The sequence below is a fragment of the Streptomyces sp. NPDC006691 genome, assembly GCF_042869955.1.
In the GTDB taxonomy this organism is placed as follows: Bacteria; Actinomycetota; Actinomycetes; order Streptomycetales; family Streptomycetaceae; genus Streptomyces.
Map to the genome: position 1 here is coordinate 542,898 of NZ_JBIAGW010000001.1, position 26,412 is coordinate 569,309.

24 protein-coding genes are annotated in these 26,412 nt (G+C 72.8%); 9 read left to right on the top strand and 15 right to left on the bottom strand.

Annotated elements, in window-relative coordinates; translation table 11 throughout:
- Positions 1 to 7: 7 nt before the first annotated feature.
- From ACFYNP_RS02405 to ACFYNP_RS02460, 12 genes are all read right to left on the bottom strand, one after another.
- The gene (locus tag ACFYNP_RS02405) at positions 8 to 751 is read right to left on the bottom strand and encodes a J domain-containing protein (protein WP_388414282.1); all 744 of its coding nucleotides are present in this window, start codon (positions 749 to 751) and stop codon (positions 8 to 10) included.
- Between the two features lie 189 nt (positions 752 to 940).
- Positions 941 to 2,407: a DUF2252 domain-containing protein gene (locus tag ACFYNP_RS02410; RefSeq protein WP_388413774.1), complete on the bottom strand. Its 1,467-nt coding sequence runs from the start codon at positions 2,405 to 2,407 to the stop codon at positions 941 to 943.
- Between the two features lie 220 nt (positions 2,408 to 2,627).
- Positions 2,628 to 3,293 (bottom strand): response regulator, encoded by a 666-nt coding sequence (locus ACFYNP_RS02415; RefSeq protein WP_388781843.1) that lies wholly within the window; start codon positions 3,291 to 3,293, stop codon positions 2,628 to 2,630.
- 70 nt (positions 3,294 to 3,363) lie between these two features.
- Entirely contained in the window at positions 3,364 to 5,058 is a 1,695-nt protein-coding gene (locus ACFYNP_RS02420) for a sensor histidine kinase (protein ID WP_388781846.1), read from the bottom strand.
- Positions 5,059 to 5,219: 161 nt separating this feature from the next.
- Positions 5,220 to 6,695: an FAD-dependent monooxygenase gene (locus ACFYNP_RS02425; protein ID WP_388781849.1), complete on the bottom strand. Its 1,476-nt coding sequence runs from the start codon at positions 6,693 to 6,695 to the stop codon at positions 5,220 to 5,222.
- 31 nt (positions 6,696 to 6,726) lie between these two features.
- The gene (locus ACFYNP_RS02430) at positions 6,727 to 7,140 is read right to left on the bottom strand and encodes a PaaI family thioesterase (RefSeq protein ID WP_388413786.1); all 414 of its coding nucleotides are present in this window, start codon (positions 7,138 to 7,140) and stop codon (positions 6,727 to 6,729) included.
- Positions 7,140 to 7,556 (bottom strand): PPOX class F420-dependent oxidoreductase, encoded by a 417-nt coding sequence (locus ACFYNP_RS02435; protein WP_388413789.1) that lies wholly within the window; start codon positions 7,554 to 7,556, stop codon positions 7,140 to 7,142. Before ACFYNP_RS02435 ends, ACFYNP_RS02430 begins: the two co-directional genes overlap by 1 nt.
- Before the next feature lie 22 nt (positions 7,557 to 7,578).
- Positions 7,579 to 8,079: a nuclear transport factor 2 family protein gene (locus ACFYNP_RS02440; RefSeq protein ID WP_388781852.1), complete on the bottom strand. Its 501-nt coding sequence runs from the start codon at positions 8,077 to 8,079 to the stop codon at positions 7,579 to 7,581.
- A 28-nt stretch (positions 8,080 to 8,107) separates the two neighbouring features.
- On the bottom strand, positions 8,108 to 9,709 hold the full coding sequence (locus ACFYNP_RS02445) for an AMP-binding protein (RefSeq protein ID WP_388781855.1): 1,602 nt from the start codon (positions 9,707 to 9,709) through the stop codon (positions 8,108 to 8,110).
- Positions 9,710 to 9,798: 89 nt separating this feature from the next.
- Complete coding sequence (locus ACFYNP_RS02450) at positions 9,799 to 11,295, bottom strand: MFS transporter (RefSeq protein ID WP_388413797.1); 1,497 nt, start codon at positions 11,293 to 11,295, stop codon at positions 9,799 to 9,801.
- A gap of 67 nt (positions 11,296 to 11,362) precedes the next feature.
- A complete protein-coding gene (locus ACFYNP_RS02455) occupies positions 11,363 to 12,565 on the bottom strand; it encodes an acyl-CoA dehydrogenase family protein (RefSeq protein ID WP_388413800.1) in 1,203 nt (400 codons plus the stop codon).
- A 102-nt stretch (positions 12,566 to 12,667) separates the two neighbouring features.
- On the bottom strand, positions 12,668 to 14,158 hold the full coding sequence (locus ACFYNP_RS02460) for an FAD-binding oxidoreductase (protein ID WP_388781858.1): 1,491 nt from the start codon (positions 14,156 to 14,158) through the stop codon (positions 12,668 to 12,670).
- A 295-nt stretch (positions 14,159 to 14,453) separates the two neighbouring features.
- Here ACFYNP_RS02460 and ACFYNP_RS02465 point away from each other — a divergent pair, with 295 nt between their 5' ends.
- Positions 14,454 to 15,212 (top strand): ScbR family autoregulator-binding transcription factor, encoded by a 759-nt coding sequence (locus tag ACFYNP_RS02465; RefSeq protein ID WP_388781861.1) that lies wholly within the window; start codon positions 14,454 to 14,456, stop codon positions 15,210 to 15,212.
- Here ACFYNP_RS02465 and ACFYNP_RS02470 read toward each other — a convergent pair.
- Entirely contained in the window at positions 15,175 to 16,047 is an 873-nt protein-coding gene (locus tag ACFYNP_RS02470; protein ID WP_388781864.1) for an NAD(P)H-binding protein, read from the bottom strand. The two genes, ACFYNP_RS02465 and ACFYNP_RS02470, sit on opposite strands and share 38 nt — an antisense overlap.
- Entirely contained in the window at positions 16,044 to 17,015 is a 972-nt protein-coding gene (locus ACFYNP_RS02475; protein ID WP_388781867.1) for a ScbA/BarX family gamma-butyrolactone biosynthesis protein, read from the bottom strand. Before ACFYNP_RS02475 ends, ACFYNP_RS02470 begins: the two co-directional genes overlap by 4 nt.
- A gap of 128 nt (positions 17,016 to 17,143) precedes the next feature.
- On the opposite strand from ACFYNP_RS02475, the gene ACFYNP_RS02480 reads away from it, so the two are divergent.
- Positions 17,144 to 17,908 carry a ScbR family autoregulator-binding transcription factor gene (locus ACFYNP_RS02480; RefSeq protein ID WP_388781870.1) on the top strand — a complete coding sequence of 255 codons (765 nt, stop codon included), beginning with the start codon at positions 17,144 to 17,146 and terminating at the stop codon, positions 17,906 to 17,908.
- Positions 17,909 to 17,945: 37 nt separating this feature from the next.
- On the opposite strand, the gene ACFYNP_RS02485 is transcribed toward ACFYNP_RS02480, so the two are convergent.
- Positions 17,946 to 18,860 (bottom strand): shikimate dehydrogenase, encoded by a 915-nt coding sequence (locus ACFYNP_RS02485; protein WP_388781873.1) that lies wholly within the window; start codon positions 18,858 to 18,860, stop codon positions 17,946 to 17,948.
- Positions 18,861 to 19,110: 250 nt separating this feature from the next.
- Between ACFYNP_RS02485 and ACFYNP_RS02490 the strand changes: the two genes are divergently transcribed.
- From ACFYNP_RS02490 to ACFYNP_RS02520, 7 genes are all read left to right on the top strand, one after another.
- On the top strand, positions 19,111 to 20,724 hold the full coding sequence (locus ACFYNP_RS02490) for an AMP-binding protein (RefSeq protein ID WP_388781876.1): 1,614 nt from the start codon (positions 19,111 to 19,113) through the stop codon (positions 20,722 to 20,724).
- Positions 20,721 to 21,110, top strand: coding sequence for a hypothetical protein (locus tag ACFYNP_RS02495; protein WP_388781879.1), 390 nt, complete (start codon positions 20,721 to 20,723; stop codon positions 21,108 to 21,110). Before ACFYNP_RS02490 ends, ACFYNP_RS02495 begins: the two co-directional genes overlap by 4 nt.
- Positions 21,111 to 21,327: 217 nt before the next feature.
- Positions 21,328 to 21,630: a LysR family transcriptional regulator gene (locus ACFYNP_RS02500; RefSeq protein WP_388413822.1), complete on the top strand. Its 303-nt coding sequence runs from the start codon at positions 21,328 to 21,330 to the stop codon at positions 21,628 to 21,630.
- Positions 21,631 to 21,884: 254 nt separating this feature from the next.
- Positions 21,885 to 22,424 (top strand): flavin reductase family protein, encoded by a 540-nt coding sequence (locus ACFYNP_RS02505; protein ID WP_388413825.1) that lies wholly within the window; start codon positions 21,885 to 21,887, stop codon positions 22,422 to 22,424.
- A 102-nt stretch (positions 22,425 to 22,526) separates the two neighbouring features.
- Positions 22,527 to 24,065: an FAD/NAD(P)-binding protein gene (locus ACFYNP_RS02510; protein ID WP_388781882.1), complete on the top strand. Its 1,539-nt coding sequence runs from the start codon at positions 22,527 to 22,529 to the stop codon at positions 24,063 to 24,065.
- 58 nt (positions 24,066 to 24,123) lie between these two features.
- Positions 24,124 to 24,942 carry a class II aldolase/adducin family protein gene (locus ACFYNP_RS02515; RefSeq protein WP_388781885.1) on the top strand — a complete coding sequence of 273 codons (819 nt, stop codon included), beginning with the start codon at positions 24,124 to 24,126 and terminating at the stop codon, positions 24,940 to 24,942.
- A 63-nt stretch (positions 24,943 to 25,005) separates the two neighbouring features.
- Positions 25,006 to 26,400, top strand: coding sequence for a class II 3-deoxy-7-phosphoheptulonate synthase (locus ACFYNP_RS02520; protein ID WP_388413834.1), 1,395 nt, complete (start codon positions 25,006 to 25,008; stop codon positions 26,398 to 26,400).
- Positions 26,401 to 26,412: the final 12 nt, after the last annotated feature.

Genomic DNA, 26,412 nt, shown 5'->3' on the forward strand with positions numbered 1-26,412 from the left:
CCGAACGCTACTGCACCAGCTTCGCGAGCTCAGCCTCTCGACCGGACACCTCCGCCAGCAGCTGCTCGGCGATCTCCTCAAGGAGCCGGTCCGGGTCGTCCGGCGCCATCCGCAGCATCGAACCGATCGCGCTGTCCTCCAGCTCCCGGGCCACCAGCGCGAGCAGTTCCTTGCGCCGGCTCAGCCACTCCAGCCGGGCGTACAGCTCCTCGCTCTCGCTGGGCCGCACCTCCTCCGGCGCCGGACCGGCCTCCCACTCCTCGGCCAGCTCGCGCAGCAGCGCCTCGTCGCCCCGCCCGTACGCGGCGTTCACCCGGGCGATGAACTCGTCCCGGCGCTCACGTTCCTTGTCCTCCTGCGCCAAGTCCGGGTGCGCCTTGCGGGCCAGCTCGCGGTAGAGCCTGCGCACCTCCTCGCTCGGCCGGACCCGCTTGGGCGGACGCACCGGCTGGTCGGTGAGCATCGAGGCGGCCTCGGGGGAGAGCCCGTCGGAGTCCATCCAGTCATGGAAGAGCTCTTCGACGCCCGGCATGGGCATGACCGCCGCCCGGGCCTCCTGCGCCCGCCGCAGATCCTCGGGATCACCGCTCCGCACGGCTCTGGCCTCGGCGATCTGGGCGTCCAGCTCGTCGAGGCGGGCGTACATCGGGCCGAGCTTCTGGTGGTGGAGGCGGGAGAAGTTCTCCACCTCGACCCGGAAGGTCTCCACCGCGATCTCGAACTCGATCAGCGCCTGCTCGGCCGCCCGCACCGCCCGCTCAAGCCGCGCCTCGGCCCGCTCACCCCCCGCACTGGGCGGGGTGGCCTGCGGGTCCGCGTCGTTCCGGGCAGTCGTACCGCCAACACCTTCGTCCGTCACGGCTCCAGCCTACGGGCGCCGGCTCATCCGTCAGTCCTCGGCCGGTCGAAGCCGCTGCCGAGCGGCCTCAAGCAGCCGGCCTCAGACCCCCAGCTCCGCCGCCACGCGGCCCGCGCGGATTGCCGCGGTCAGGGTGGCGTGGTCGGACTCGGTGCGGTCGGCGTAGGTCACCGCGAAGGCGGCCACCGCTTCGTCCAGTTCTTCGTTCTTGCCGCAGTAGCCGGCCACGAGGCGCGGGTCGACGCTGTGGGCGTGGGCCCGGGCGAGGAGCGCGCCCGTCATGCGGCCGTAGTCGTCGAGCTGGCCGGGGGCGAGGGCAGCGGGATCCACGCTGCCCTTGCGGTTTCTGAACTGCCTTACCTGGTAAGGCAGTTCGTTCAGTGTCGTCCAGCCGAGCAGGATGTCGCTGACCACCTGCATCCGCTTCTGGCCGAGCACCACGCGGCGCCCCTCGTGCTCCGGCTCGGGCGTCTTGAAGCCGGCCTTCGCCAGGTGCGGCAGCAGCGCCGAGGGCCTGGCCTCCTTGACCTGGAGCACCAGCGGTTCGCCCCGGTGGTCCAGGAGCAGCACCACGTACGACCGTGTCCCGACGCTCCCGGTGCCGACCACCCGGAACGCCACGTCATGGATCGCGTACCGGGCGAGCAGCGGCAGCCGGTCCTCGGACAGGGTGTGCAGATACTGCTCCAGCGAGGCCGTGACCGCCGCCGCCTCGGCGTCGGTCACGCGGCGCAGCACCGGGAGCGCGTCGACGAACCGCCGGCTGCCGTCCGCCACCTGCTCCGTCGCCTTCGCCGCGAAGCGCGCACTGGTGTTGTTGCGGGCCTTCCCGGAGACGCGTTCCAGCGTGCCGAGCAGGTCATGGGCGTCCGCGTGGGAGACGAGCTCCTCGTCGGCTATCGCGTTCCAGGCGTCGAGCACCGGCAGCTTCGCCAGCAGGCGCATGGTGCGACGGTAGGCGCCCACCGCGTCGAACGCGGCTGCCCGGCACGTCTGTTCATCGGCGCCGGCCTCCCGCCCGGCCAGCACCAAGGACGCGGCGAGCCGTTTGACGTCCCACTCCCAGGGTCCGGTCACGGTCTCGTCGAAGTCGTTCAGGTCGATGACGAGGCTGCCGCGGGCGTCGCCGTACAGGCCGAAGTTGGCAGCGTGCGCGTCGCCGCAGATCTGTGCGCCGACGCCGGTGACGGGGGTGCCGACCAGGTCGTGGGCCATCAGACCGGCGGATCCGCGCAGGAACGCGAACGGGCCGGCAGCCATGCGGCCCACCCGTATCGGGGTGAGCTCGGGTACCCGGCCGGTGTTGGATTCCTCCACCGCGCGGACCGCGTCCGGGCGGTCGGCGGACAGCAGGAGCGAATCGTGCGAGGAGCGCGGGAAGCGTTCCCGCAGCGCCTTGCCCTCGGCCTTGGGTGACACCCGCGCCCGACGGTCTCCCGCCCCGGCCGCATGCCGGTGCCGGGCGAATCCGGGGACCTGGGGAATCCGCACCCGCCCGTCGTCCACTCCGCCCCGCTGTGCCGGAACCGCCGTCTCGACCTCGCCCATGGCGCGCCGCCTCCCCCGTCTCGTACAACGCCCAGACCACAAGACCAACATCAAGAGTTCAACTGCCCCTGACCGTACAGGCGCTGGCCGAAGGCCGTATCCCCCTGTGGACAACTCCGCCGCCGCCACGGCCCCGCCGATGTTTCACGTGAAACGGCGGTACGCCCCGGGACCGCGCGGGCACCGCCGCACAACCGCCCCGGACCATCGCAGGCCCGCCCTACAGCCCCGCGTCGCGTGCGAGCAGCGCCGCCTGCACCCGGTTCTCGCAGTCCAGCTTCGCCAGGATGCGGCTGACGTACGTCTTCACCGTGGCCTCGCTCATATGGATCCGCCTGCCCGCGTCCGCGTTCGAGAGCCCCTCGCCGAGGAGGGCCAGCACCTCCCGCTCGCGCTCGGACAGCACACCGACGCGGCGCCTGGCCTCCTCGGCGCGGGCCGCCGCCCGGCCCGTGGCGAGCTGGTCGACGACGTGCCGGGTCGCGCCGGGCGAGAGGTAGGCGTCCCCGGCCGCGGCGGCCCGTACCGCCCGGATCAGTTCGGCGGGCGCGGTGTCCTTGAGGAGGAAGCCCGCGCCCCCGTGTTCCAGGGCGCGCAGGACGTTCTCGCGTTCTCCGAACGTCGTGAGGATGATCACGCGTGCCGCCGGTGCGGTCCGGCGCAGCTCGGCCAGCGCGGCGAGCCCGTCCATCTCGGGCATCTGGATGTCGAGCAGCACCACGTCCACGGCGTGGGAGCGGGCGAGGTCGACGGCTTCGCGGCCGTTGGTGGCCTCCGCGACGACCTCGATCGCCGCGTCCGAGGTGAGGATCATGCGGATCCCGGCCCGGATGAGGGGCTCGTCGTCGGCGATCACGACCCTGATGCGAGGTCCCGTCACACCCATCCCGTTCTGGTCCTGTCCGGTACGTCGTCCCGGGCCACACCCCGGTGTCCCGGGCCGCCCGGTGCCGCCGCTAGCGCGACACCTCGTACGACTTCTTCTCGATCAGCTTGCCGTCCTTGAAGCAGAACCGGAACACCGGCTCGGTGTTCAGGTTGTCACCGGTCTCGGAGGACATCAGGACCAGGCACCGGGAGCCTTCCGGTTCGGCGGGACCCTTTCCGGCGAGACCGGAGACCAGGACGGTGTCGCCGCTCGGCAGTTCCTCGCGGACCGCCGCCTCGGACGCGCCGACCCTGATCCTGTCGTACTCGGCCGGGTCGATCATGCCCTTCTGGGCCGAGCCGGCCAGGAAGAACAGGCCGACTCCGACCGCGATCGCGAGCAGCACCACCGCCCCCACGGCGATTCCGCACCCCAGCGCGATGCCGCCGCCCCTGTTTCTGGCGCCCATGCCCAGCTCCTTCTCCGCGATGTTCCAGTCCACGACCGGACCACCGTCGCCGAGGGGCGGGGCGGGTGACTGCTGGCGGAAGTCGTCGGGGGCGTCGACGAACGTCGCGGCCTCGGCCGTCCCGTAGGGCAGTACGCCCGCTACGCGGAAGCCGCCGTCGCCGCTGGGGCCGGTGTGGACCATGCCGCCGACGAGCCGGGCCCGCTCGTGCAGTCCGGTCAGGCCCTGTCCTCCGCTGACGACTTCGCCGGCCTGGTCCGCGGCCGTGCGGTCGACGATGCCGTTGACGACCTCGACCACGAAGGAGTCCGGTTCGTAGCGCAGTTCCACCGTGATGGGTGCGCCGGGCGCGTGCTTGTAGGCGTTGGTCAGGGCCTCCTGGACGATCCTGTACGCCGCGTGGTCGGCGGCGGCCGCCAGCGGGCGCGGCTCGCCGCCGGCGCGCAGGTCCACGGCGTTCCCGGCGGCCCGGGCGGCCGTCACCAGGGCCTGGATCCCGGCGGTGCCACGGGTCGCGGGCCGGGCGCCGTCCGGTGCGGCAGGGGCTTCGACGCCGTCGCGCAGGATGCCGACGACCTCGCGCAGTTCGTGCATCGCGGCGACCGACGCCTGCCGCAGCACGCCCACGGCTTCGCGCTGGCGGCCGGTGAGTTCGGGGTCCACCTCCAGGGCGCCGGTGTGCACGGAGATGAGGGCGAGCTGGTGGCCGAGGCTGTCGTGCATGTCCTGGGCGATGCGCTGGCGCTCGCGCAGCCGGGCCTGGCCCGCGACCATGGCGCGTTCGCGCAGGAGTTGGGCGTTGTGCTCCTGCATGGCGCGCAGCAGGGTGCGCCGCTGCGACCAGTACCGGCTGGTGATGCCGGGTACGACGGCGATGGCCAGGAAGAACAGGGTGCCGAAGACGGCGATGAGGATCGGCTGGGGGATGGGCCACATCGTGAGGAGTCCGAGCACCTCGTAGAGGGCGAAGGCTCCGCTGAAGGCGGCGAGCGCCCGCCCGGCGCCGACGATCCGGCGGCCCGCCGTCCAGGCCGCGACCAGCAGCAGCGGGGTGGCCTCCGCGGCCGTCGCGGACAGCGCGGCGGCCGCGAGCAGCACTCCGGCGGGCAGTGAGCGGCGCAGCAGGGACAGCGCGGCGACGGCGAGCGCCACGGCGGTGCCCCCCACGGGATCCCCGCCGAGCAGCACGACGGCGCCCGCCATGAGAGCCAGGGCGAGCGAGAGCGCGGCCTCGCCGGCGATCCGGCGCCGCGACCAGGGCTCGGGCCCCTTCAGCAGGCGCCAGACGCTACGGGCCCTCGATGACACATCCACGTCCGCACCCTAGACAGCGCCCGCCGGCGAGTGCGGCTCTCTTTCGTCGCGCCTCGCCGCGACAAAGGTCGCGGGCCCGGGGACGCCGCCGCGTTCGGACACGGCCGTCTCCCGGGGACGCCGCCACGTTCGGACACGGCCGCGTCCAGACACCGCTGTGTTCAGCGGGCCGGACCGAACCACGTGCCGAGCAGTCCTTCGAGGCCGTCGTCCGAGGAGGTCCAGGCGAGGTAGCCGTCCGGGCGCAGCAGCAGGGCGTCCCGCGCGAGGGGGCGCTCGCCGTGGACGCGCACCGTCCGCACCAGGGGGTCCCAGGCCCGTACCGCCGACGCGTGCACGGAGCCGGAGTCGGCGTGGTGCAGCAGCAGCGGACGCCCCTCCCGGAGCAGTTCGGTGACGCTTTCGGCGCCGCGGTCCGTCTTGAACCACTGCTGGGCAAGGAATTCGCCGGGCCGCGCGCACGCGCTGTCGCGGCCCGCGGCGGCGACCGGCTCCTGCGCGCTGACGGCGCCGCCGAGGAAGGAGCTGACGTCGTCCAGGGTCAGGAGCCGCGCGAACAGCTCGCGCAGCGGGTCGAGTTGGGGATCGGGGCGCATCAGGGCCAGCTGGGCGCGGGTGTGGTGCACGACCTGCTCGACGACGGGGCGGCGTTCGGCGTCATAGGTGTCGAGCAGGGTGTCGCCCGAGCCGGTCCGTACCGCGGACGCGATCTTCCAGGCCAGGTTGAAGCCGTCGCCGATCCCGGTGCTCAGTCCCTGTCCGCCGATGGGGAAGTGGATGTGCGCCGCGTCGCCGGCCAGGAAGACCCGGCCGCGCCGGAAGTCGCGCACGACGCGGGTGAAGTCGCTGAACCTGCTCAGGTACGGGGCCTCGGTCATGGGCACGTCGCGTCCGAGGACGTGACGGACCTGGGTGCGCAGGGCGTCGAGCGTGGGGCGCTCCCGCCGGTCGGCCGGCCCGTCGTCGAAGTTCAGCACGCGGATCACCCCCGTCCCGTCGGACTCGGGCCGGCACACCACCCAGCCGCGCGGGGTGCGCTGCCAGCCCCGCGGCGCGGCGCCCGGGTCGGCGAAGCGCACCTGGCCCATCAGGGCGGAGACCGTGGCGGCGCTGGTGTCACTGGCGAAGCCCGTCTGCTCGCGCACGGTGCTGGAGCCTCCGTCGGCGCCCACCAGGTAGCGCGCCGCGAAGGAGGCCGTACCGCCCGGGGTGCGGGCTTCGACGTGGACCCGGTCCGCGTCCTGGGTCACCCGGGTGACCTCGTGGGACCGCAGCACGCGCACCCCGAGGGCCACCGCGCGCCGCTCAAGGCGGCGTTCGAGGTCGGCCTGCGGGAGCTTGAGGATCGCCGTCGGCTCGTCCGCGGGGGCGGCGATGTCGAGGCCCGGTATGCCGGCGAAGTGGAACGGCTGCGGCCCGGCCCGCCCCACGTCCGCCACCCCGTCCAGGTAGCCGCGCCTGGCCAGGCTCTGTACGGCCCGGGCGTGCAGGGTGTTGGCCTTCGGCCGGGCCGAGACGGCGGCCCGTGCCTCCAGGACGACCGCCCGCACGCCGAGCAGCCCGAGTTCGGCCGCGACGAGCATCCCGACGGGGCCGCCCCCGACCACGGCCACCTCGGTGTCAACGATCTGTTCCATGCCGCCCCTCCCGTGCCGATGCCGCCACATGCTAAGTGGGCCGGGTTTCGCTCCGCCGACCCGGGGCGGGCCTGAGCAGGCAGGTCAGACGGGCCGTGCAGATCCGCCGGTCCTGCTGGTCCGTGAGGACGATCTCGTACGTCGCCGTGGTCCGGCCGCGGTGCACCGGGGTCGCCACGGCCGTGACCGTTCCCGCGTCCGCACCGCGGTGGTGGGTGCAGTTGAGGTCGACGCCGACGGCGATGTGCGTGGGCCCCGCGTGCAGCGCGGCGCCGATCGAGCCGGCGGTTTCGGCGAGGACGGCGGACGCGCCGCCGTGCAGCAGTCCGTAGGGCTGGGTGTTGCCCGCCACCGGCATGGTGGCGACGGTCCGCGCGGCGGACGCCTCGGTCAGTTCGATGCCCATGCGCCGGGCGAGTTCGCCCAGCGGGAAGGAGTCCGTCATCACAGGCCCCAGACGTGCTGGCGCAGCGGCGCGATGCGCAGGATGACGCGGTCGGAGCCGATGTCCTCCTGCGGGTAGGGACGGCCGTTGTACCGCATGGCCAGTTCGTCGATGTGGGCGCGGGCGGTGGGCCCGGTCTCCTCCGCCACGACCCGGCCGCGCACCTCCGCGTAGACGTAGGGGTTGTCGCGCTTCCAGATCATGAGGGTGGCCCGGGGGTCGCGGCGCAGGTTGCGCACCTTCTGGCGCGCCACCTCGCTGTTGATCACCAGCAGATCTCCCTCGGCCGCCACCCACACGACCTGGGACTGCGGGGTGCCGTCGGGCATCAGCGTGGTCAGGGCGGCGAAGTTGGCGCCGAGGGCCAGTTCGCGGACCGCCGGCTCCAGCGGGCGGAAGGCGTCGTCATGGGTCATCGCTCGGATTCCTTTCCGGCCGTCATCGGCCGATGATCACCTGGGGGTCGCCGGTCGACCAGACGTTCTCGACGTGCACCCGGCGCATCCGCCAGCGGGCGCCGTCGGGCACCAGGTCGACCGCGTAGAGGTTCTTCAGGAGCAGCTGCCGCGCGTGGTCGGCGCTCGGCCGGTGCTGGGCCTCGACCAGTGCGGTGAGGCGGGCCCCGTCCTCCTCGATCCGGGTACGGCAGTTGGTGACGGTGTGCGTGGTGTCGAGCGGCACGGCCGGGTCGAGCACCACGTCCGCGATCACGGCCCGGCCCGTCATGAGCGGCAGGTCGAGGCCGAGCCGCCGGGCCACCGGGCGGAAGTCGAACGTGGCGTCCTCGGTGAACGCGGACTCCAGGAGCGCGCGGTCCCGCAGATCGCGGCCGAGCGCGAAGCGGTACAGCGCGTCGATGACCTCGGTCCGGTCGACGAGTTCGCGCAGCACCGCGTCGCCCTCGTGCGACGACAGCGCCTGGGGTCGGGTCACGTACATGGGAGCGTCCTGCTTTCTCGGTCGTGGGTCAGTGCGCCGGGGGGCGGAACCCGGCGCGCAGCACGGCCCGCCGGGGCTTGCCGGTCGGGGTGCGGGGAATGTCGGCGGCGGCCATCGGCACGACGTGGGCCACCCGCACGCCGAACCGGTCCAGGATCAGCTCCGCGATCCGCCGGCCGGCCTGCTCCGGTGCCGGTCCTTCGGGGCGCGGCACGCAGAAGACGGCGAGTCCGCCGTCGTCCAGGACGCAGGCCGCGGTGCCGCCCGCCTCCACGAAGTCGAGCGCGTCGACCTCGGCCTCGACCTCGTGGCCCTGGCAGCTGCGGCCGTCCTGGGTGATCAGGTCGTCGGCGCTCCCGGTCACGGTCAGGGCCCCGTCGCGCACGAAGGCCATGTCGCCGGTGCGGAACCAGCCGTCGGGCGTGAACGCCCGTCCGCTCAGGGCCTCTTCGCCGTGGTAGCCGCCGAAGACCGGCACCCCCTTGACCTGCAAGTGGCCCAACTCGCCCAGGGGAACCACCTGTTGGGAGTCGTCGACGACCCGGACACTGACCCCGGGGTGGGGCCGGCCCACCGGCACGTAGCGGTCGCTGTCGTGGACGGAGCCGAGGTCCATGCGATGGTCGACGACACCCGACGAGGTCTCGGACATCCCCCAGCCCGGGCGCATGGCGTCGCCCGGCATGCCGTGCGCGGCCAGCGCCGCCACGGCCCGGCGGACCGTGCGCGGCCGCACGGGCGCGCCGCCGTTCATGACGTACCGCAGACAGCTGAGGTCCCAGCGGCGCTCCCCGGTCCGCCCGGCGTCCTCCAGGCGCGCGGTGAGTGCCTCGAAGGCGGAGTTGGCGGCCCAGGTGGTGTCCACCCGGTGGCGGTGGACCACGTCGAGCCAGCGCAACGGGTCGGCGAGCACCCAGTCCCGGGGGGCGTGGATCTGGGTGGCGGCCGTGACGACGTCGCGGATGTGGAACATGACGAGGCCGCTGACGTGGTCGAGCGGCATCCAGTTGAAGGTGACGCTGTGCGGGCCGAGGTCGTTGGCGCGGGCGGTGCCGTGGGAGCGGCCGAGCACCTGGCCGTGGGTCAGCGCCACCGCCTTGGGGGTGCCGGTGCTGCCCGCCGTCAGGACCAGGACGGCGGGAGCCGGCCGGCGGTCCGCGTCCGCGTCCCACCGGGCCGGCCCGGGGTGGCGCAGCCCGTTCGGGTCCGTCAGCAGGCGGGCACCGCCGAGGCGGCGGCGGATCGCGTCCACCGCCGGGGCGTCCAGGGACCGGCTGACCGGGACGGGGACGAAGTCGCCGAGCACACAGGCCCAGAACGCCCCCAACAGGGCCCGGTCGTCGGCCGGTTGAAGCACCACGAGGTCACCCGGGGCGGTGCCGGTCGCCCGCAGACCGCCGAGGACGCGGGCGGCGTCGTCCAGCAGGTCGGCGTAGCGCAGCAGGCTCTCCCGGCCCTCGCCGTCGATCAGCCGGATCGCCGGCTCCGGGCGCAGCCGGGCCGCCCGGGCCAGCGCCTGCGCGAGGGAGGTCACCCCCGGGTCGGTCAGCTCACCGCCGTGCAGGACCGACTCTCCGCCCGCCTCCTGAACGCGCGGCTCGGGCGCGCGCGTCTCCTGAACAATCCGCACTGGGTCACACCTCTGGTCTCGGACGGCGCGCGCACGCACCCGGGACCGGCCGTGCAGGGCCGGTCCCGGGTGGGTGGCGCGTAGGTCGGTCAGTTGCCGGCGGTCTGCCGCGCCCGGCGCTTCGCCGCCCCGCGCAGCGCGGAGACCAGGGCGAGCACCATGGTGACCGCGGCGATGCCCGTCACCACGTACACACCGTCGCGGTAGCGGTCCATCAGGGACGCGGCGGCACCGGCCCCCTGGCCGGCCTTGTCGTCGACGGCCATCGTGGCGGTGACCACGGCGAGCACAACGGCCGCGCCCACCTGGTAGCCGGTCTGGAGCACACCGGCGGCCAGCCCCTGCTCGGAGTCGGCGACGCCGGACGTGGCCTGGACGTAGGCGCCGGTGAAGGAGAACGGGAAGGCGACACCGATGAGGAGCATCGTCGGCAGCATGGTGGCCACATAGCCGGAGTCCGTGTCGGCCTGGAGGAACAGCAGGTAGGCCCCGGTGTAGGCGACGAAGCCCGCGAAGATCATCCATGCCGGGCCGAACTTGCCGACCAGCTTGCCGGTGTTCGGGGCGACGGCGGCGATGAGCAGACCGGCGGGCAGGAAGGCCAGAGCCATCTCCAGCGGGGACCAGCCGCGCAGCGTCTGCATGTAGAGCGACCCGACGAACTGGAAGCTCATGTACGTGCCGAGGATCGCGGCGGCGGCGAGGGCGGCACCGACAAGACCCTTGTTGCGCAGCAGCCCCAGGCGCAGCAGCGGCTCCTTCACCCGGAGCTCGACGGTGACGAACACGGCCAGCAGGACGGCGGTGCCGGCGAACTGGCCGATGGTGCGGGCGCTCGCCCAGCCGAAGGTGGGGGCCATGACGATGGTGTAGACGAGCAGCAGCATCGCCGCGGAGACGGTGACGGCGCCGACGACGTCGTAGCTCCGCCTGCCGGGCGCACGGGCCGCGTCACGCGGAACGAGGGCGGTGGCGCCGAAGAAGACCGCGAGGGCGACGGGGACCGGGAGCAGGAAGGTCCAGCGCCAGCCCAGTTCGGTGAGCAGACCGCCGAGGATGAGGCCCAGCGAGAAGCCGGCGGCGCCGCACGCCGTGTAGATGCTGACCGCCCGGTTGCGCGCCGCGCCCTCCGGGAACGTCGTCATGATGATGGCGAGACCGGCCGGTGCGGTGAAGGCGGCGCTCGCGCCCATCACGAAGCGGGCCGCGATCACCAGGGCGCCGTTGTCCGCGATGCCGCCGACGAGCGAGGCGAGCGCGAAGACCGCGACCGCCGAGAGCAGGATCTTGCGGCGGCCCAGCAGGTCCGCGAGGCGTCCGCCGAGCAGCAGGAAGCCGCCGAAGCCGAGCACGTAGGCGCTGACGACCCACTGCACGGACGCCGTGGACATGTGGAGGTCGGACTGGATGGGCGGCACGGCGATGCCGACCATCGCGTTGTCCAGCGCGTCGAGGAACATCGCGCCGCACAGCACGATCAGCATGCCCCACAGCCGGCCGCCCCAGCGGCCGTCGGTCTGCTCGGGGCCCGGTTTCCGTGCGGATGCGACGTCGAGGTCGATCGCGGGTTCGGTCGTGGTTGCCATCAGGCTGGTCCCAATTCCTTCGTCGGTGGTGGTGGGGGTCCGGCGTGGGGCCGGTGCGGGCGGGCGGTCAGACGACGCTGCCGACCGTGTACGCGTTCTGCGGAGTGCCGCCCAGCAGATGGGCGCCCGCGGACTGGATCACCTGGTCCTGGGCGATGACGTGCTGGCACATCGTGTTGAGGTCGCGCAGCCAGCGGTCCAACGGCGAGGGCCGGTACACGGCCGGGGTCGCCACCAGGTCGAAGAGGCGGGCGACGACATCGCGCGCGGTGCGGAAGGCGCCCACCCGGGCGAGCACGGAGGCCACCTGCTCGTCCGGGGTCTGCCGGCCGCCGGCCTCAAGGAGCTCCCACTGCTCGCGCAGCGAGCCGTAGACCGCGTAGCGGGCGGCGCCCAGGTCCATCTCGGCCTGGGCGATCACCGTCTGCACCCGGTAGCTCTCGGCCCAGGGCGTCTGCGCGGCCCGGTCGAAGCGGGTGGTGGCCATCTCGCGGACGTGGTCGAGCGCGGCGCGGGCCACGCCGAGCGGCACGCCCGGCATGTTGCGCAGTACGGCGTCGGAGGTGGCCGCCGCGCCGGTGACGCGCGGTGTGGCGAAGCTGAAGGTGTGCTCCTCGGGCACGAACAGGTCCCGCACCGTGTAGTCACGGCTGCCGCTGCCGCGCAGGCCGGTGGTGTTCCAGGTGTCCTGGATCTCGAACCTCTCCTGCGGCGCCACCACGATCCGCCAGTGCGGGCCCTCGCCGGTGCGGGGGTTGGTCTCCAGCTCGCCGTCGACGGTCACGAGCACCCCGCCGACGACCCACCTGCTGTGGGTGATGCCGCTGCCGAAGTACCACTGGCCGCTGACCCGGTAGCCGCCGGGCACCCGCTCCGCCCGGCCCATCGGCATGATCGCGCCCGCCGTGACGACGTCCGGGTCGTCGAACAGCTCGCGGGCGACGGCCTCGTCGAGGAAGCCGGCGTAGATCGGGGTGTCCATGCCGATCATGGCGCACCAGGCGGCGGAGGCGTCGCCGACGGCGAGGGCCTCGATGACCTCCGTCTGCTGGACGGCGTCCAGCGCGGGGCCGCCCCAGGAGGTGGGGACGGCCATCCGGAAGACACCGGTGCCGCGCAGCAACTCCACGATGTCCTGCGGCAGTTGACGGTTGTCCTCGATGCGCTGGGCGTTCTCCCGCAGGATCGGGGCGATGGCCTTGGCGCGGGCCAGGATGTCCTCGGCCGTGTGCGGGACCACCGAGGTCTCGGGGGCGTCCAGGATCGTCATGCAGCGTTCTCCCAGCGTGCGTGGTGACAGTGACGGGGTACGGGAACGGGGGGTTCGGTATGAGGGATGCGGGGTTACGGGATGCGGGCCGCGGGGCCGGTCTCAGGCGTAACGGCCGGGCGCGATGGCCTGGTTGGGGTCGATGGCGGCCTTGATCCGGCGGCCGAGCTCCCGGGCGCCCGGATCGACGGCGAGCGCGTCCGCGTAGCGGGTGTGCTCGATGTCCAGGCGGTAGGGCAGATAGCCCTGCGCGGTGAAGAGTTCGTGGACGCGGTCCAGGGCCCGGTGGGCGCGGGCCGACTCGTCCGCGTCGGTACGGTCGAACTTCATCGTGACGACGCAGTCGACGACGTCCGCGTTGAGCGCGTTGAGCGTGGCACCACAGCGGATGCCCGTCTCGGCCCGCACCTGGTCGAGGAGTTCGACGGCGCGGGCGAGGTCGGTGCCGGTGAACGGCACCAGCGGCAGGAAGAACAGGAAGCCGCCGTCCGGGTCGATCCGGCCCGCCGGACGCCCCATCTTCGCCTCGAACAGGGCGTCGCCGCGGTCCGGGTCACCGGCGTAGGCGCGCTCGACGCGGACGGCGACCTCGTGGTTGGGGGCGTCGGGGTCGGTCGCGTCGGTGGTGGACACCGCGGTGAACAGGCCCGACGCATGGGCGGCCGCGACCACGACGCCGGTCATCGCGGAGACGGACTCGGGGGTGCCGTCGACGCACACATGGAGCAGGAAATCGTCCCCGGTGTGGCCGTAGGCCCGCGCCGCGGCCGGGTTGTAGGCCTTGACCACACCGCTGGCCAGCCCCTGGGCGACCCACCGGCGCACCTCGTCGAGGGCCGCGGCGATCGTGTCGGGGGCGAAGCCGAGCCGGACGACCGTCAGCGCCTCGGGGCGCGGAAGCAGCCGGACGGCCGCCGCCGTCACGATCCCGAGGTCGGACTGGACGAAGGTCTGGAGCAGGGACGGACCCAGGCCGTACGGGTAGACCGGCGTCGAGCGATCCGGCCGCGGCCACCAGCCGATGTGCACCAACTCACCGTTGGGCAGGGCGACTTCGAGACCGACGAGGTCCTCGACGCGCTGGTGGCGCAGCCCGACGCCGCGGTCCAGCGCGTTGCCGACCACACCGGTGTGGGCCGACGACACGGTGACGTTGATCATGCGGTCGGTGTCGCGCAGCGCCTCGGCCAACTGCGCCTGGGTGACGCCGGGTTCGACGACCGCCCAGCCCTCGTCGGTGTTGAGCTCGCGGATCCGGTCCAGGCCGCTCAGATCCAGCACCACGGCCCCGTCGCGGGCCGGCTCACGGGAGCCGAGGCCCCAGTTGCCGCCGGTGCTGTAGGCGTGCAGCGAACCGGATCCGGCGGACTCGCCGTGGATCTCGACAATCCTGCGGACCTCGTCCGCCGTACGCGGTCGCAGGAGACCGCGTATCTCGCGGGAGCGGAAGAGGCTCGCGTTCGGGCCCAGGTTGGTGGCCGCGGACGCTTCGGGGCCGACGGAGGGGGACGGAACCACGCGGTCGGCTCCGGCCGCCCGAGCCGCCAGGTCAAGGACGTCCTGTCCGGTGGTGGCAGAGCTGAGCACGGTCATGAAAGCACCTCGGGGTTCCCTCGTCTCCGGGCCTGATCGGCTGGTCGGTGGCGACGCTAGAGAACATGCGGAGGCGTTTCTTTCTGGATCGCGCACGCACTGTGCCTGGTTCGCGCACGCGCATCGGGGGAGGGACGTGAATCAGCCAAGAGCGATCACTGCGGGCCCGTACGCCAATACAGACCTTTGCGCTGGTTTTATGATCGTGAAGACGGCCGCCGGGGAAGTCCGTGTCGCGCCACGAGGCCACCGGCCTCCCCCAGGTCGTGCCCACCCCCATCAACTGGAGCCCTCCATGAAACAGGAACGTGCCGTGCGGACTCGGCGGGCGCTCCTTCAGGCTGCATCAGAGACCTTCGAGCGCCACGGCTACGACCAGGCGCGGCTCTCGGACATCAGCACCGGGGCCGGGGTCAGCGTCGGCGCGCTGAACTTCCACTTCAAGACCAAGGCCGCGGTGGCCGAGGCCGTGGAGAACGAGGCGGTCGCCACGCTGCGGCGCGTCGCCCGGGCCACCGGCCGCCACGAGCAGGCACTTCAGCGGCTGACCGACATATCCCACACGCTCGCCGACCGGCTGATGCGCGATGTGGTGGCACGCGCCGGTCTGCAGCTGAGCTACGCGGCGAAGGACCGCACCAGCCTGGACCTGCTCCAGGAGTGGCAGGGCTGTGTCCAGCAGCTGATCGCGGAGGCCGCCGACCAGGGTTCGCTCGCCCGGACGGTGGACCAGCAGGAACTGGCCGCCACGATCGTGGCGGCCACCACCGGAATCGAGGCGTTGGGCCGGCGGAACAGCGAGTGGCTCTCCCCGCCGACCCTCACCGCGTTCTGGCGTCTGATGCTGCCTCAGATCGCCACCGAGGACGTGCTGGAGGAGCTCATGCCGGCCGGCAGCCCCCATGCCCGGCCCAAGCCGGTGCCGCTGCCCGCGGCCGTCGGCCCCGAGGACTCCCACGACCCGGACGAGGCGACGGAGTCCGTCGAGGCGGCCGGCCGGCCCCGGCGGACGCCGCTCACCGGGCCGGCCGAGGGGCGGCGGCGGACCGCGTGAAGGCGCTCCGGTGGTCGGCGGCCCACCCCTCGTAGGAGCGGGGCGCGCGCCCGGTGATCTCCCGTACGGTGTCGCGGACCTGGGCCTTGGCACCGTCCCGCTGCCGTGCCGCGCTGTCCAGGAGTGCCCGCACGATCGGCGCCGGATAGCGCAGCGACAGCGCGTCCCGGGCCGCGTCGACGTCCAACTCCTCGTATCGGAGCGGCAGTTCGAGTACCCGTGCCAGCGTCGCCGTCTGCTCCACGGCCGTGATCGCGGTCGGTCCGGTCAGCGTGTACGTCCGGTGCGCGTGCCCCGGCCCGGTCAGCGCGTGGACCGCCGTCTCGGCCACGTCCCGCGGGTCCACACAGGCGTTGACGGACGTTCCGTACAAGGCCCGCACGACGCCGGCCTCCTGGATGGACGTGCGCCAGGACAGCGTGTTGGACATGAACGAGCGCGGCCGCAGGATCGTCCACTCGCACCCCGAGGAACGCAGGATCCGCTCGTTCTCCCGCTGGTGGCGGGTGATGGGGTCCTGGGCCGCGGGGTCCTCGACGGCGGCGGCCGAGAGCTTGACCACCCGCTCGACGCCGGCGGCTGCGGCCGCGGCGAGGAACCGCGCGTCGTCCCCCTCGCCCGACGGAAGGGTGACGAGGAAGGCTGCTCGCACCCCGCGCAGGGCCCGGCGCAGGGAGGTCTCGTCGGCGTAGTCCCCCCGCACCACCTCGGTGTGCGGCGCGGTGACGGTGATGCGCTCGGGGCTGCGGGTCAGCAGGCGCACCGGGTGCTCGGCCGCCAGCCGCCGGGCCACGACCCGGCCGATCGTTCCGGTCGCTCCCCCGACGAGGATCACATCGACCGCCCGCCGGTGCCCACGAGCACGCCCGCGTCGGCCGACGGGTCGAGGAGCACCCGGTCGTGAAGCATCGCGGAAAAAACCGGTGCTCCGTTTTGTTCTCCGCTGACACGAATGCCGCCATCGGTGGCCTGACGCTCGGCGCGCATCAGGCACGGGACGTCGAACTCCGCGTAGCGCTGGAAGGTGATCTCGCCCCCGGCCGGCACGAAGGGTGCCGGCGACCGCAGCGCGGACGCGGCCTGCCGGGCCGCCTCAAGCAGCAGCATCCCGGGCACGTGGTCCTTGCGGCCCTGGAAGAGCACGGGGTGCGCGGTGTCGACCCGCAACAGCCACTGGCAGGGGTCCGGCGTCGGCGCTATCAGGACGTCGTCGGCCCGGGTGCGCCCGGCCAGCAGCGGACTGACCGGGGCGGCGGGGGAGACCCAGGAGCGCGGGACCGCGCGGTCACCGCGCAGCCGGACGTAGGTGCCGGGGTTGATGAACTCCGCGTCCACGTCCCCCCGCGCCACCACGTTCCCCCCGCGGCGCACGGTCATGGCAACCTTCATGGACCGGGGACGCAGCCCGCGCCAGACGATGTCGGAGCACCGCACGAGGATGTCGACATCGGCGGGCCAGGCGTCCACCCTCAGCAGTTCGGGCACACAGGAGTAGCTCAACTTGCTGAGCAGGAAACGATATTCGAGCGGCAGGGCGTAAGCGGCGTGGACGATCAGGATGCCTGCCTGACGCATGGTCTCGGCGACCAGGAGCGGGTCGTAGGTGAGATCGACGGATGGGGTGAAAGGGTGCGCTCCGGGCCAGCGGCCGCTGACCGCGAACGACCCCTCGGCCGCCGTACGCTGCCAGTCGGTGACGAAGGCGTCCTCACCCCTGGCCCGGTGCACGAAGGCCAGGGGCACGCCGGGGCGCCCCGTTTCCTCGCGTTGTTCGCTGATGGTGCACTGTGCCGCATCGGACATGATGCCCCCCAAGTCCTTATGCGCCCGTGCGGCTCCCCGCCACGAAAAAATACAGGCGCACTGGTTTTTTTAGAATGATGCACACAGTCGTCGCAGGATTCAAGATCCAATTTTCAACAGGAGGAGGCATGGCAGTGCAGGACCGCGCCATCCGCACGCGCAGGGTCATCCTGGAAGCCGCTGCGTCGGTCTTCGAGAAGCGGGGGTTCGAAGCCGCCACCATTTCCGAGATCTTCGCCACCGCGGGCGTGACCAAGGGAGCGCTCTACTTCCACTTCCAGTCCAAGGAGGACCTGGCCCTGGGAGTGCTGTCGGAGCAGGACTACACCCTGAAGGTGCCGCGACGGGCGTACAAGGTCCAGGAGCTGGTCGACGTGGCGATGCTGCACGCCCACCGCATCATGACGGACCCGCTCGTGCGCGGCGCCGTGCGGCTCTCGATGGACCGCAAGGCCCAGGAGCTGGACCGCGGGGGCCCGTTCATCCGGTGGAGCGAGGTCGCCCTCGACCTCCTGGACGAGGCCCGGGCGCGGGGCGAGCTGCTCCCCCATGTGGTCACCTCGGAGACCGCCGCCACCTTCGTCGGCTGCTTCGCGGGCGTGCAGTCGATGTCCCAGGCGGTCGGTTACTCGGACCTCACCGAGAAGGTGAGCTGGCTCCTTCGGCACATCATCCCGTCCGTCGTGGCGCCGCCTCTGCTGCTGTCGCTCGACCTGTCACCGGATCGCGGTCGCGATGTGCACCGGGAGGTCCTGGAGAACCCGCCGCCCACCGACCCGCCGCCCACCGACCCGGGCAACGCCGACGCGGGGAACGCGGACGCGGGGAACGCCGAGCCGGCGGCGCCGAGCCGGCCGCCGCGCCGGGCGTCCGTCCCCCGGTCCCGGAAGTGATCCGAGCCGGCCGGTCGGCACGACGGGCGCAAGGCGCTCACCTCGCGCCGCCCACCGTTGAACTCCCTTTTACGACAGGGGAGTTGGCGAGGCCGACACCTGCACGTCGGGCGCGTTCCGCGGCGGCGGCCCGTCGCATGGCTCCGGTCACCCGCTCGGTGCGGCCGGTCATCATCGCGACCTGCACGGCCGCCTGACCGATCAGCATCGGCAGTCCGTCCACGGCCCGGCCGCCCCGCGCGGTCACGGCGGCCACCAGCGGCGTCGGCGCCACGCCGTAGACCACGTCGAGCAGCGCGGCGCCCGGGCGGGCGAGGTCGCGGGCGAGCGCGTCGGCCGCGCCCGGGGGGAGGGTGGAGACCGTGAGGGCGGCGCCCGCGGCGAGCCGTCCGGCCCGGTCCAGGGCGTGCACGCGCAGGTCCAGGCCGAGGCGGGCCGCCACCTCGCGCAGCCGGGCGGCGCGGGCCGGTTCGCGCACCGCCGCGTCCACGTTCCGCGCACCGAGCGCGTACAGCGCCGCCAGGGCGGAGCACGAGGTGGCCCCCGCGCCGAGCAGCAGCGCGCCGTCCACCCGCGGGGGCGCGAGGTGTTCCAGCGCGGCGACGAGTCCGGCGACGTCCGTGTTGGCGCCCTCCCAAAGGCCGTTCGCGCGGACGAGCGTGTTGACGGCGCCGGTGACGGCCGCCTGCTCGGAGACCGCCTCGGCGAGGTCGAGCGCCGCGTACTTGAGCGGCATGGTCAGCGAAAGACCGACCCAGGAGTCGTCTAACTCCCCGACCAGGCGCGGTAGTTGCTCGGCTCGGCAGTCGATCGCCGTATAGCGCCAGTCGAGGCCGAGCGCGTCGTACGCGGCCCGGTGCAGCACCGGTGAGAGCGAGTGCGCGACGGGGGATCCGAGGACCGCGCAGCGGGGGTGGGGGGCGGGGAGGGGAGCAGGGGGCGGGGAGTTCAAGGCGGACACCGTTCTTCGGTCGGGACACCCACGGGTGGTCGCGTGGAGGGCCTGTCGGCAGTGTGCACGCGCGTCCGCCCCGGGCCGCCGTCCGGTGGGTTCAGGGATCGCAGTTTCCGATACCGGTTGGAAACCAACGCTGGAGATTGTTTTATCGACAGGACCTCTGCGGGTGACGGACGCCTCCCGGGATCGATCGGGAACAGCGTCTCGGCCGACAACGCGGGTGCACCGACCATGGAGTAGCCACATGATCAACCTTGATGACATCCGCCGGCACGCCGCCGGCTGCCCCGGGGGAGTCGCGCTCACCGACGGGGAGAAGCGGCTCACCTGGCAGGAGTTCGCCGAGGCCGTGGAGCGGGTGGCGGCCGGGCTCGCCGGGCGGATCCCGCGGCAGGGGCCCGTCCGCGCGGTCTTCCTGGCGGACGGGGGCTGGGAGCTGGTGGTCGTGATGGCCGCCTGCGCCACCCTCGGGGTCTCCTGCACGGGTCTCGACCCGGCCGCGGACACCGATCGGCTCACCCACGTCCTGGACCGGCTCGAACCCTCGCTGGTGTTCACCAGCGGCGCCCACCGCCCGGTCCTCGACCGGTGCCTGTGGCCGGCCGGCTCCCAGGCCCTGCACATCCTGCTCGACGGCCCGGTGACCGAGCGCACCCCGGGCCAGCGCACCGGGCCGTGCCTGGTCGGCCTCCCCGATCTGCTCGGCACCCCGCCGCCCGCCGAGCTGCCCGCGGCCCGGCCCTACGAGTCCTTCGCCGTGGCGCCGGACCACGGCCACACGCGGGTCGCGGTCCGGCGCACCCCCGGAGAGCAGCGTCAACTGATCGACCTGGTCGACGAGTTCGGCTTCGACTCCACCGATGTCCACCTGGTCGCGGCGCCGCTGTGGCAGCAGACCGCGCAGGACCTGACCCGGGCGATGCTGGTGCTGGGCGCCCGCGTCGTCATCGGCGCCGAACAGGACCCGGCCGCCCTGGCGGCCACCTTGCGCACGGCCCGGGCGACCACCGGCGTCATCGCCCCCACGACGCTGTCCGAGCTGCTCGCCCACCCGGATTCGGCGGGCCTCGCCGACACCGGACGGCTGCGCTGCCTGGTCACGCCCGGCCGGCACGTGGGCCGTTGGGTGGTGAACGCCGCCTGGGAGCGCCTGGGCCCAGCGCTCCACCTGGCGCACTGCTCCCCGGAGACCGGCCTGACCGGCATCATGACCCCGGAGGAGTCGCTGGTCGTGCCGATGCGCTCGGCACGTCCCACGCTGGGCAACACCGTCGTCGTCCTGACCGAGGACGACGACGCCGCCGCCCCCGGCGTCACCGGGCGCGTGGCCGTGGCCGGGCCCCGGGTGATGGACGGCTACCTGGACGACGACGGTCCGCGGCGCTTCCTCGCCCTCGACGTCGGCCAGGGTGAACAGCGCTTCCTCGTCACCGACGAACTCGGGCACCTGGACGAGCAGAGCCGTCTGGTGGTGACCGGCCGGGCCGGCGGGGCGCCGCTGCTGGAGCGGGACACGGCGGTGGACGCGGCGCTGCTGCGCCTGGAGGCCGACCTGCTCAACCTGCCGTGCCTGCGCGACACCGCGGTGATGCGGGTCAACCACCCCGAGCTCGGGGACAGCCTGGTGGTGCCGTTCGTCGCGGTCGCGGTGGGCCGCGAGGCGACCGGGGTGAAGGCCCTGACCGCCACCTGCGCCCGCCGGCTGCCGTCCCTGGCGACCCACGTCCTGGCCGTCGACGACATCCCGTACAGCCCGACGGGCCGGATCAGGGAGACCGAGCTCCTCGACTCGGTCGTCCCGATCATCGCCCTGAACCTCCAGTTGGAACAGTCCATGCACCAGGAGATGTCCTCATGAGCACCGCCCTCGACGAGCTGTACGCCCACGACCGGTTCGAAGCGGACGAACAGACCGGTTTCGACGAGGGGTTCGCCGCGCTGGAGCGGGAACTGCTCGAACTGCCCTGCGTGCGCGACTGCGCCGTCGTCCACACCCGCCTGCCCGACCTGGGCGAGACGGTGGTGGTGGCCTTCATCCCGGTCGCCGGCGAGCAGGAGGCGAGCGGACGCCGTGCCGTCCTCGCGGCCTGCGAGCGCTGCCTGCCCTGGCTGTTCGGACACGTCGTGGCCGTGGACGCCATCCCCCGCACCGCCGACGGCGAGGTGCGCGCGAGTGCGCTGATCGACCGCGCGCTGCCTCAGATCGCGCGGGATCTGATGTCCCCGGTGGCCATGTCCGACTGAACGCGGTACCGGTGCCCGCGGTCCTCGCTCCCGCCGGAGCGGGGGCCGCGGGCTTCCTCGTACGGCGAGCCCGGTCCGGGCGCCCGTACGGCGGGCGCAACCCAGTCGTCCAATAACCGGATCGCTGGTATGTTTTTGGCCAGGGCATCGGGGTGGGGACAGCGTCGTCCGGCAAGCCATCCGCGAGACAGGAACCATCGACCCGAAGAGGATGGCCGTGCAGTTGCAGCACTTGCGCGCATTCTGCGAGGTGGCGGACGAACTGAGCTTCACCCGGGCCGCGAAGAACCTCAACTATGCGCAGTCGAGCATCACCGCGCAGATCCGCAGCCTGGAAGCGTCCTTCGGCGTGCCGCTCTTCGACCGCGGCGGACGCCGGATCGCGCTGACCCCCGCGGGTGAGCGGCTGCTGCCGCACGCCCGCCGCGTCATCCGGCTCCTGGAGGAGGCGCACCAGGACGTGCGGAGCGCCTACGCCTCCCGGACCCTGCGCCACCGGCACCGCCCCCAGCGCGTCTGAACGCCCCCGGCGGCCGGCCCCGGCGCGGGCCGGCCGCCCAACTCTGCGACGAGGGCGCGTATTTGAGCTAGTCGCCGTGCGCTGCACAGCAACTCGCGACGCGTGGGGCTTCCTAAGGTGTTGGTCATCGAACCGTTCCCCTCGGTGGGACAGCCGGTTCCAGCGAAGACCGTCGTCCGCCGGGCAGCACCGCTGTTCTCCCGGGCGGACCGCGCAGTCCCTGCCGCACCTTCCCGTCCCGGAGAGGACCAACCATGGGTCACGTCCCAGCAGTGGACCACGAGGCCAGTGCCGCCGAAGCGTCGAGCGACCTGCGTGACGTGATGCGTCACTTCGCCACGGGGGTCTGTGTCGTCAGCACCTACGAGGAGTGCGACGGCGACCGGGTGCACGACGCGATCACCGTCAACTCCCTGACCTCGGTCTCCCTCACCCCTCCCCTGATCTCCCTGAGCTTCCGCAGCGACTCGGGCTTCCTGGCCAAGCTGATGGGGACTCAGCAGTGGGGGATCTCCATCCTGGACGCCGACTCCGAGCACACCGCCCGGCGTTTCGCCCGCCCCCGGCAGGAGCGCGAGGCGGCGCTGCGGACCCTGCCGTCCGAGGCCGGCCACCTCACGGGCGCCCTGCTGTTCGGGGCCTCGGGCTGGATGGAGTGCCGTTACCGGGACCACCTGGTCGTCGGCGACCACGTGATGGTCATCGGCGAGGTGCTCGGCCTCGGCGTCCACGACTCCCCGGCTCCGCTGATCTTCCTCCAGGGCGGCTTCCACCGCTTCGAGCCGCAGCGCTGACCGCTTACCCGTCCCGCAGCAGACAAGGAAGGCGCACGAGGCGGCCGGCCCCAGCCGGCCCGCCGTCCCACGCCTTGCGCACAGTGATAGGTGACTGAACACATGCCCCGTGGATTCTCGCTCGGTGTCGTCGGCGGCGGCGCCTCCGCCGTCTGCCTGATCGACGCCCTCGCCCAGGCCGAGGTCGAGCCGGGCACGCTCACCGTCTTCGAACCCTCGCCGCACCTGTGGCGCGGCCGTGCCTACCAGGTCGACACCGAGACGCTCAAGGTCAACGCGACACCGGACGACATGTCGGTGCGCGCCCACGACCCCGGGCACTTCGAGCGCTGGCTGGAGACCCGGGACCGGGTCGTCGGCGTCAAGCAGGGCATCGACCGGCACTCCGGCGCCCGGTTCGCGCCGCGGCCCGTCTACGGCGACTACCTGGAGCAGTCCGCCTACACCGCGCTGGGTGAACTGCGGCGCAAGGGCTGGAAGGTGGACATCATCGGCGAGGCCGTGACCACGGCGAGCCGACAGCCCCACCAGGTGCTGCTGCGCACCGGGCACGGCCGGGCGCGCGCCTTCGACTACGTGGTGCTCGCGGTCGGCGGCGACAGCCCCAAGGACGTCTACGGGCTCTCCGGCACCCCCGGATTCGTGGGCGACCCCTACCCGCTGTCCGCGACCCTGGAGAGCGTCGGGGAGAACGACCACGTCGCCGTCATCGGCAGCGGCCTGACCTCCGTCGACATCGTGCTCACCCTGGCGGCCCGGGGGCACCGCGGCCCCATCAGCCTGCTGTCGCGGCGCGGCGTGCTGCCGGGAGTGCGCCAGCGGCCCGTCTCGTTCGAGCTGCGGCATCTGACGCCGGACCGGATGAAGGCCCTGGCCGAGGACCGGGGCGAGCTGGCCATCGAGGACATCGCCGGCGTGCTGCGCGCCGAGTTCCGCGACGCGGGCGCCGATCTCGACGCCGTCGTCGGCGAGATGCTCCGGGTGGACCTGGAGGACCCGGTCGACCGGCTGCGCCGCCACATCGACGACGTCGACTCGCCGCACCTGGGTCTGCGCATCCTCCAGCGGGCGGTGCCGGAGACCGGCCCCGACGTGTGGCCCACGCTGCGCGAACAGGAGAAGGTGCAGATCCTGCGCGCCCACTACCGCACCATCATGAGCCTGTGCTGCCCGATGCCGCCGGCCAGTGCGAGCGTGCTGCTCGAACTCGTCGACAACGGCCAGCTGCGGATGCTCTCCGGTCTCCAGGACATAGCCGCCGCCGAGGGGGCGGGCTTCGACGTGATCGCCGCCGACGGCACGGAGTTCCACGCCGACAAGGTGATCAGCGCGGTCAACGCCTCCGAGGGACGCATCCCCACCAGCGCCCTGCCGCTGGCCACCTCCCTGATCCGGGCCCGGGCCGCCAGCCGGCACCCGCACGGCGGTCTGCACCTGGCGCGCGCCACCAGCCGGCTCACCGTCAACGACCGCCCCGACCCGCGGCTGTACGGCCTCGGCAACATCGCCGCCGGTTCGCTCTTCTTCACCTTCGGCATCCCCTCCCTGGTCGACCGCAGCGTCGACATCGTCGCCGCGGTCCGGGAGCACGCCGCCACCGTCGAGGCGGCCCGCGCCGACCGCCAGGCCCTCGCCGCCTGACCCCGGACCGCATCCACCCTCCGAGCCATGCCCGCACGGGGCAGGAAGGCCGTATCCCATGACGCCCACGACCGCCGTCGCCGCACCCCGGCCCGAGTTCCTGGCCGACACCCACACCGGTCTGCCCATCCCCGGGGAGCCGGAGTTCGCCACCTACGAAGACGCCCGGCGCCACCGCAAACAGCGCCTGGCCGCCGCGCTGCGCCTGTTCGGCAAGTACGGCTTCGGTGAGGGGATTTCCGGCCATATATCCGTGCGCGACCCGGAGTTCGCCGACCGCTTCTGGGTCAACCCCTTCGGCGTCTCCTTCAAGCACGTCCGGGTCGCCGACCTGATCTGCGTGGACTCCGCCGGACACGTGGTGCACGGCACGCACCGGGTCAATCCCAGCGCGTTCGTCATCCACTCCGCCATCCACGAGCTGAACCCCCACGCGGAGGCCGCGGCCCACGGTCACACCGCGCACTCCCGGGCCCTCGGCGCGCTCGGCCGGCTCCTGGAGCCGATCGACCAGGAATCCGCCGCGTTCTACGGCAAGCAGGTCCTGTACGGCGACTACGAGGGCCCCTCCACCACCGTGGAGCAAGGCCGGGACATCGCCGTGAAGCTCGGGGACAACCGGGCGATCCTGCTGCGCCACCACGGCCTGATCACCGTCGGGGGCACCCTCGACGAGGCCGTCCACTGGTTCTTCACCTACGACAGCTGCGCCCAGGTCCAGCTGCTCGCCCAGGCCGCCGGCACCCCCCAGACCTTCACCCACGAGCAGGCCCTGGCCGCCGGGGACGGGTTCGGCGACGAGCAGCTGGGCTGGTTCAGCTTCCAGCTGCTGTGGGACGAGATCGTCCGTGAACAGCCGGATCTGCTGGAGGAGTAGCCCTCCCCCGAACCCCGTCCCGTACGCCCGCCGACGCCGACACAGATGGAGGCACAGCCCACCATGAACCTTGCCCAGACCGTCACGGAACCGGACACCTGGCGGCGGCTGCCGGCCGCCCAGCAGCCCGACTGGCCGGACCGGCAGGCACTGCGGTCCGTCACCGACGAGCTCACCGCCTTCCCCCCGCTGGTCTTCGCCGGCGAGTGCGACCAGCTGCGCGGGCGGCTCGCCGCCGTGGCCCGGGGCGAGGCCTTCGTCCTCCAGGGCGGCGACTGCGCCGAGACCTTCGACGGCGTCTCCGCCGAGCAGGTGCGCGACAAGGTCAAGACCCTGTTGCAGATGTCGGCCGTCCTGACGTACGCGACCTCGGTCCCCGTGGTCAAGATCGGCCGGATCGCCGGCCAGTACTCCAAGCCGCGCTCCAAGCCGGTCGAGGTGCGCGACGGCGTCGAACTGCCCGTCTACCGCGGGGACGCCGTCAACGCACTCGACTTCACCCGGGCGGCACGCACCCCGGACCCGGAGCGGCTGAAGCGGATGTACCACGCCTCCGCCGCGACCCTGAACCTGATCCGCGCCTTCACCACCGGCGGCTACGCGGACCTGCGCCAGGTGCACGAGTGGAACCAGGACTTCGTCGCCAAGTCCCCCGTCGGCGAGCGCTACGAGAGCATCGCCAAGGAGATCGACAACGCGCTGGCCTTCCTCGCCGCGTGCGGCGCCGACCCGGCCGAGTTCCACTCCGCCGACGTCTTCTCCAGCCACGAGGCGCTGCTCCTGGACTACGAAGCGGCCCTGACCCGCACCGACGAGCGCACCGGGCTGCCGTACGACACCTCGGGCCACATGATCTGGATCGGTGAGCGCACCCGTCAACTGGACGGCGCACACGTCGAGTTCGCCGCCTCGGTCCGCAACCCGGTCGGGGTGAAGCTGGGTCCGAGCACCACCGCGCAGGAGGCCCTGGCCCTGGTCGAGCGGCTCAACCCGAACAACGAGCCGGGCCGGCTGACCTTCATCACGCGCATGGGCCGGGACAAGGTCCGTGACGTACTGCCCGGCCTGGTGGAGGCCGTCACCGACGCGGGCGCCACGGTGGCCTGGATCTGCGACCCGATGCACGGCAACACCTTCGAGGCGACGTCCGGCCACAAGACGCGCCGCTTCGACGACGTCCTGGACGAGGTCAAGGGCTTCTTCGAGGTGCACCGCTCGCTCGCCACCCACCCCGGCGGCATCCACATCGAGCTGACCGGCGACAACGTCACGGAGTGCGTGGGCGGCGGCGACGCGATCCTCGTCGACCATCTGCACCGGCGCTACGAGACGGCCTGCGACCCCCGTCTGAACCGCCTCCAGTCGCTCGACCTCGCCTTCCAGGTGGCGGAGTTGTACCGCGAGCGGAACCTGCCGCTCGACGAGCTGCTCGAACCGGCCGTCCCGGCCGCGGCCTGACCCACCCAGCGA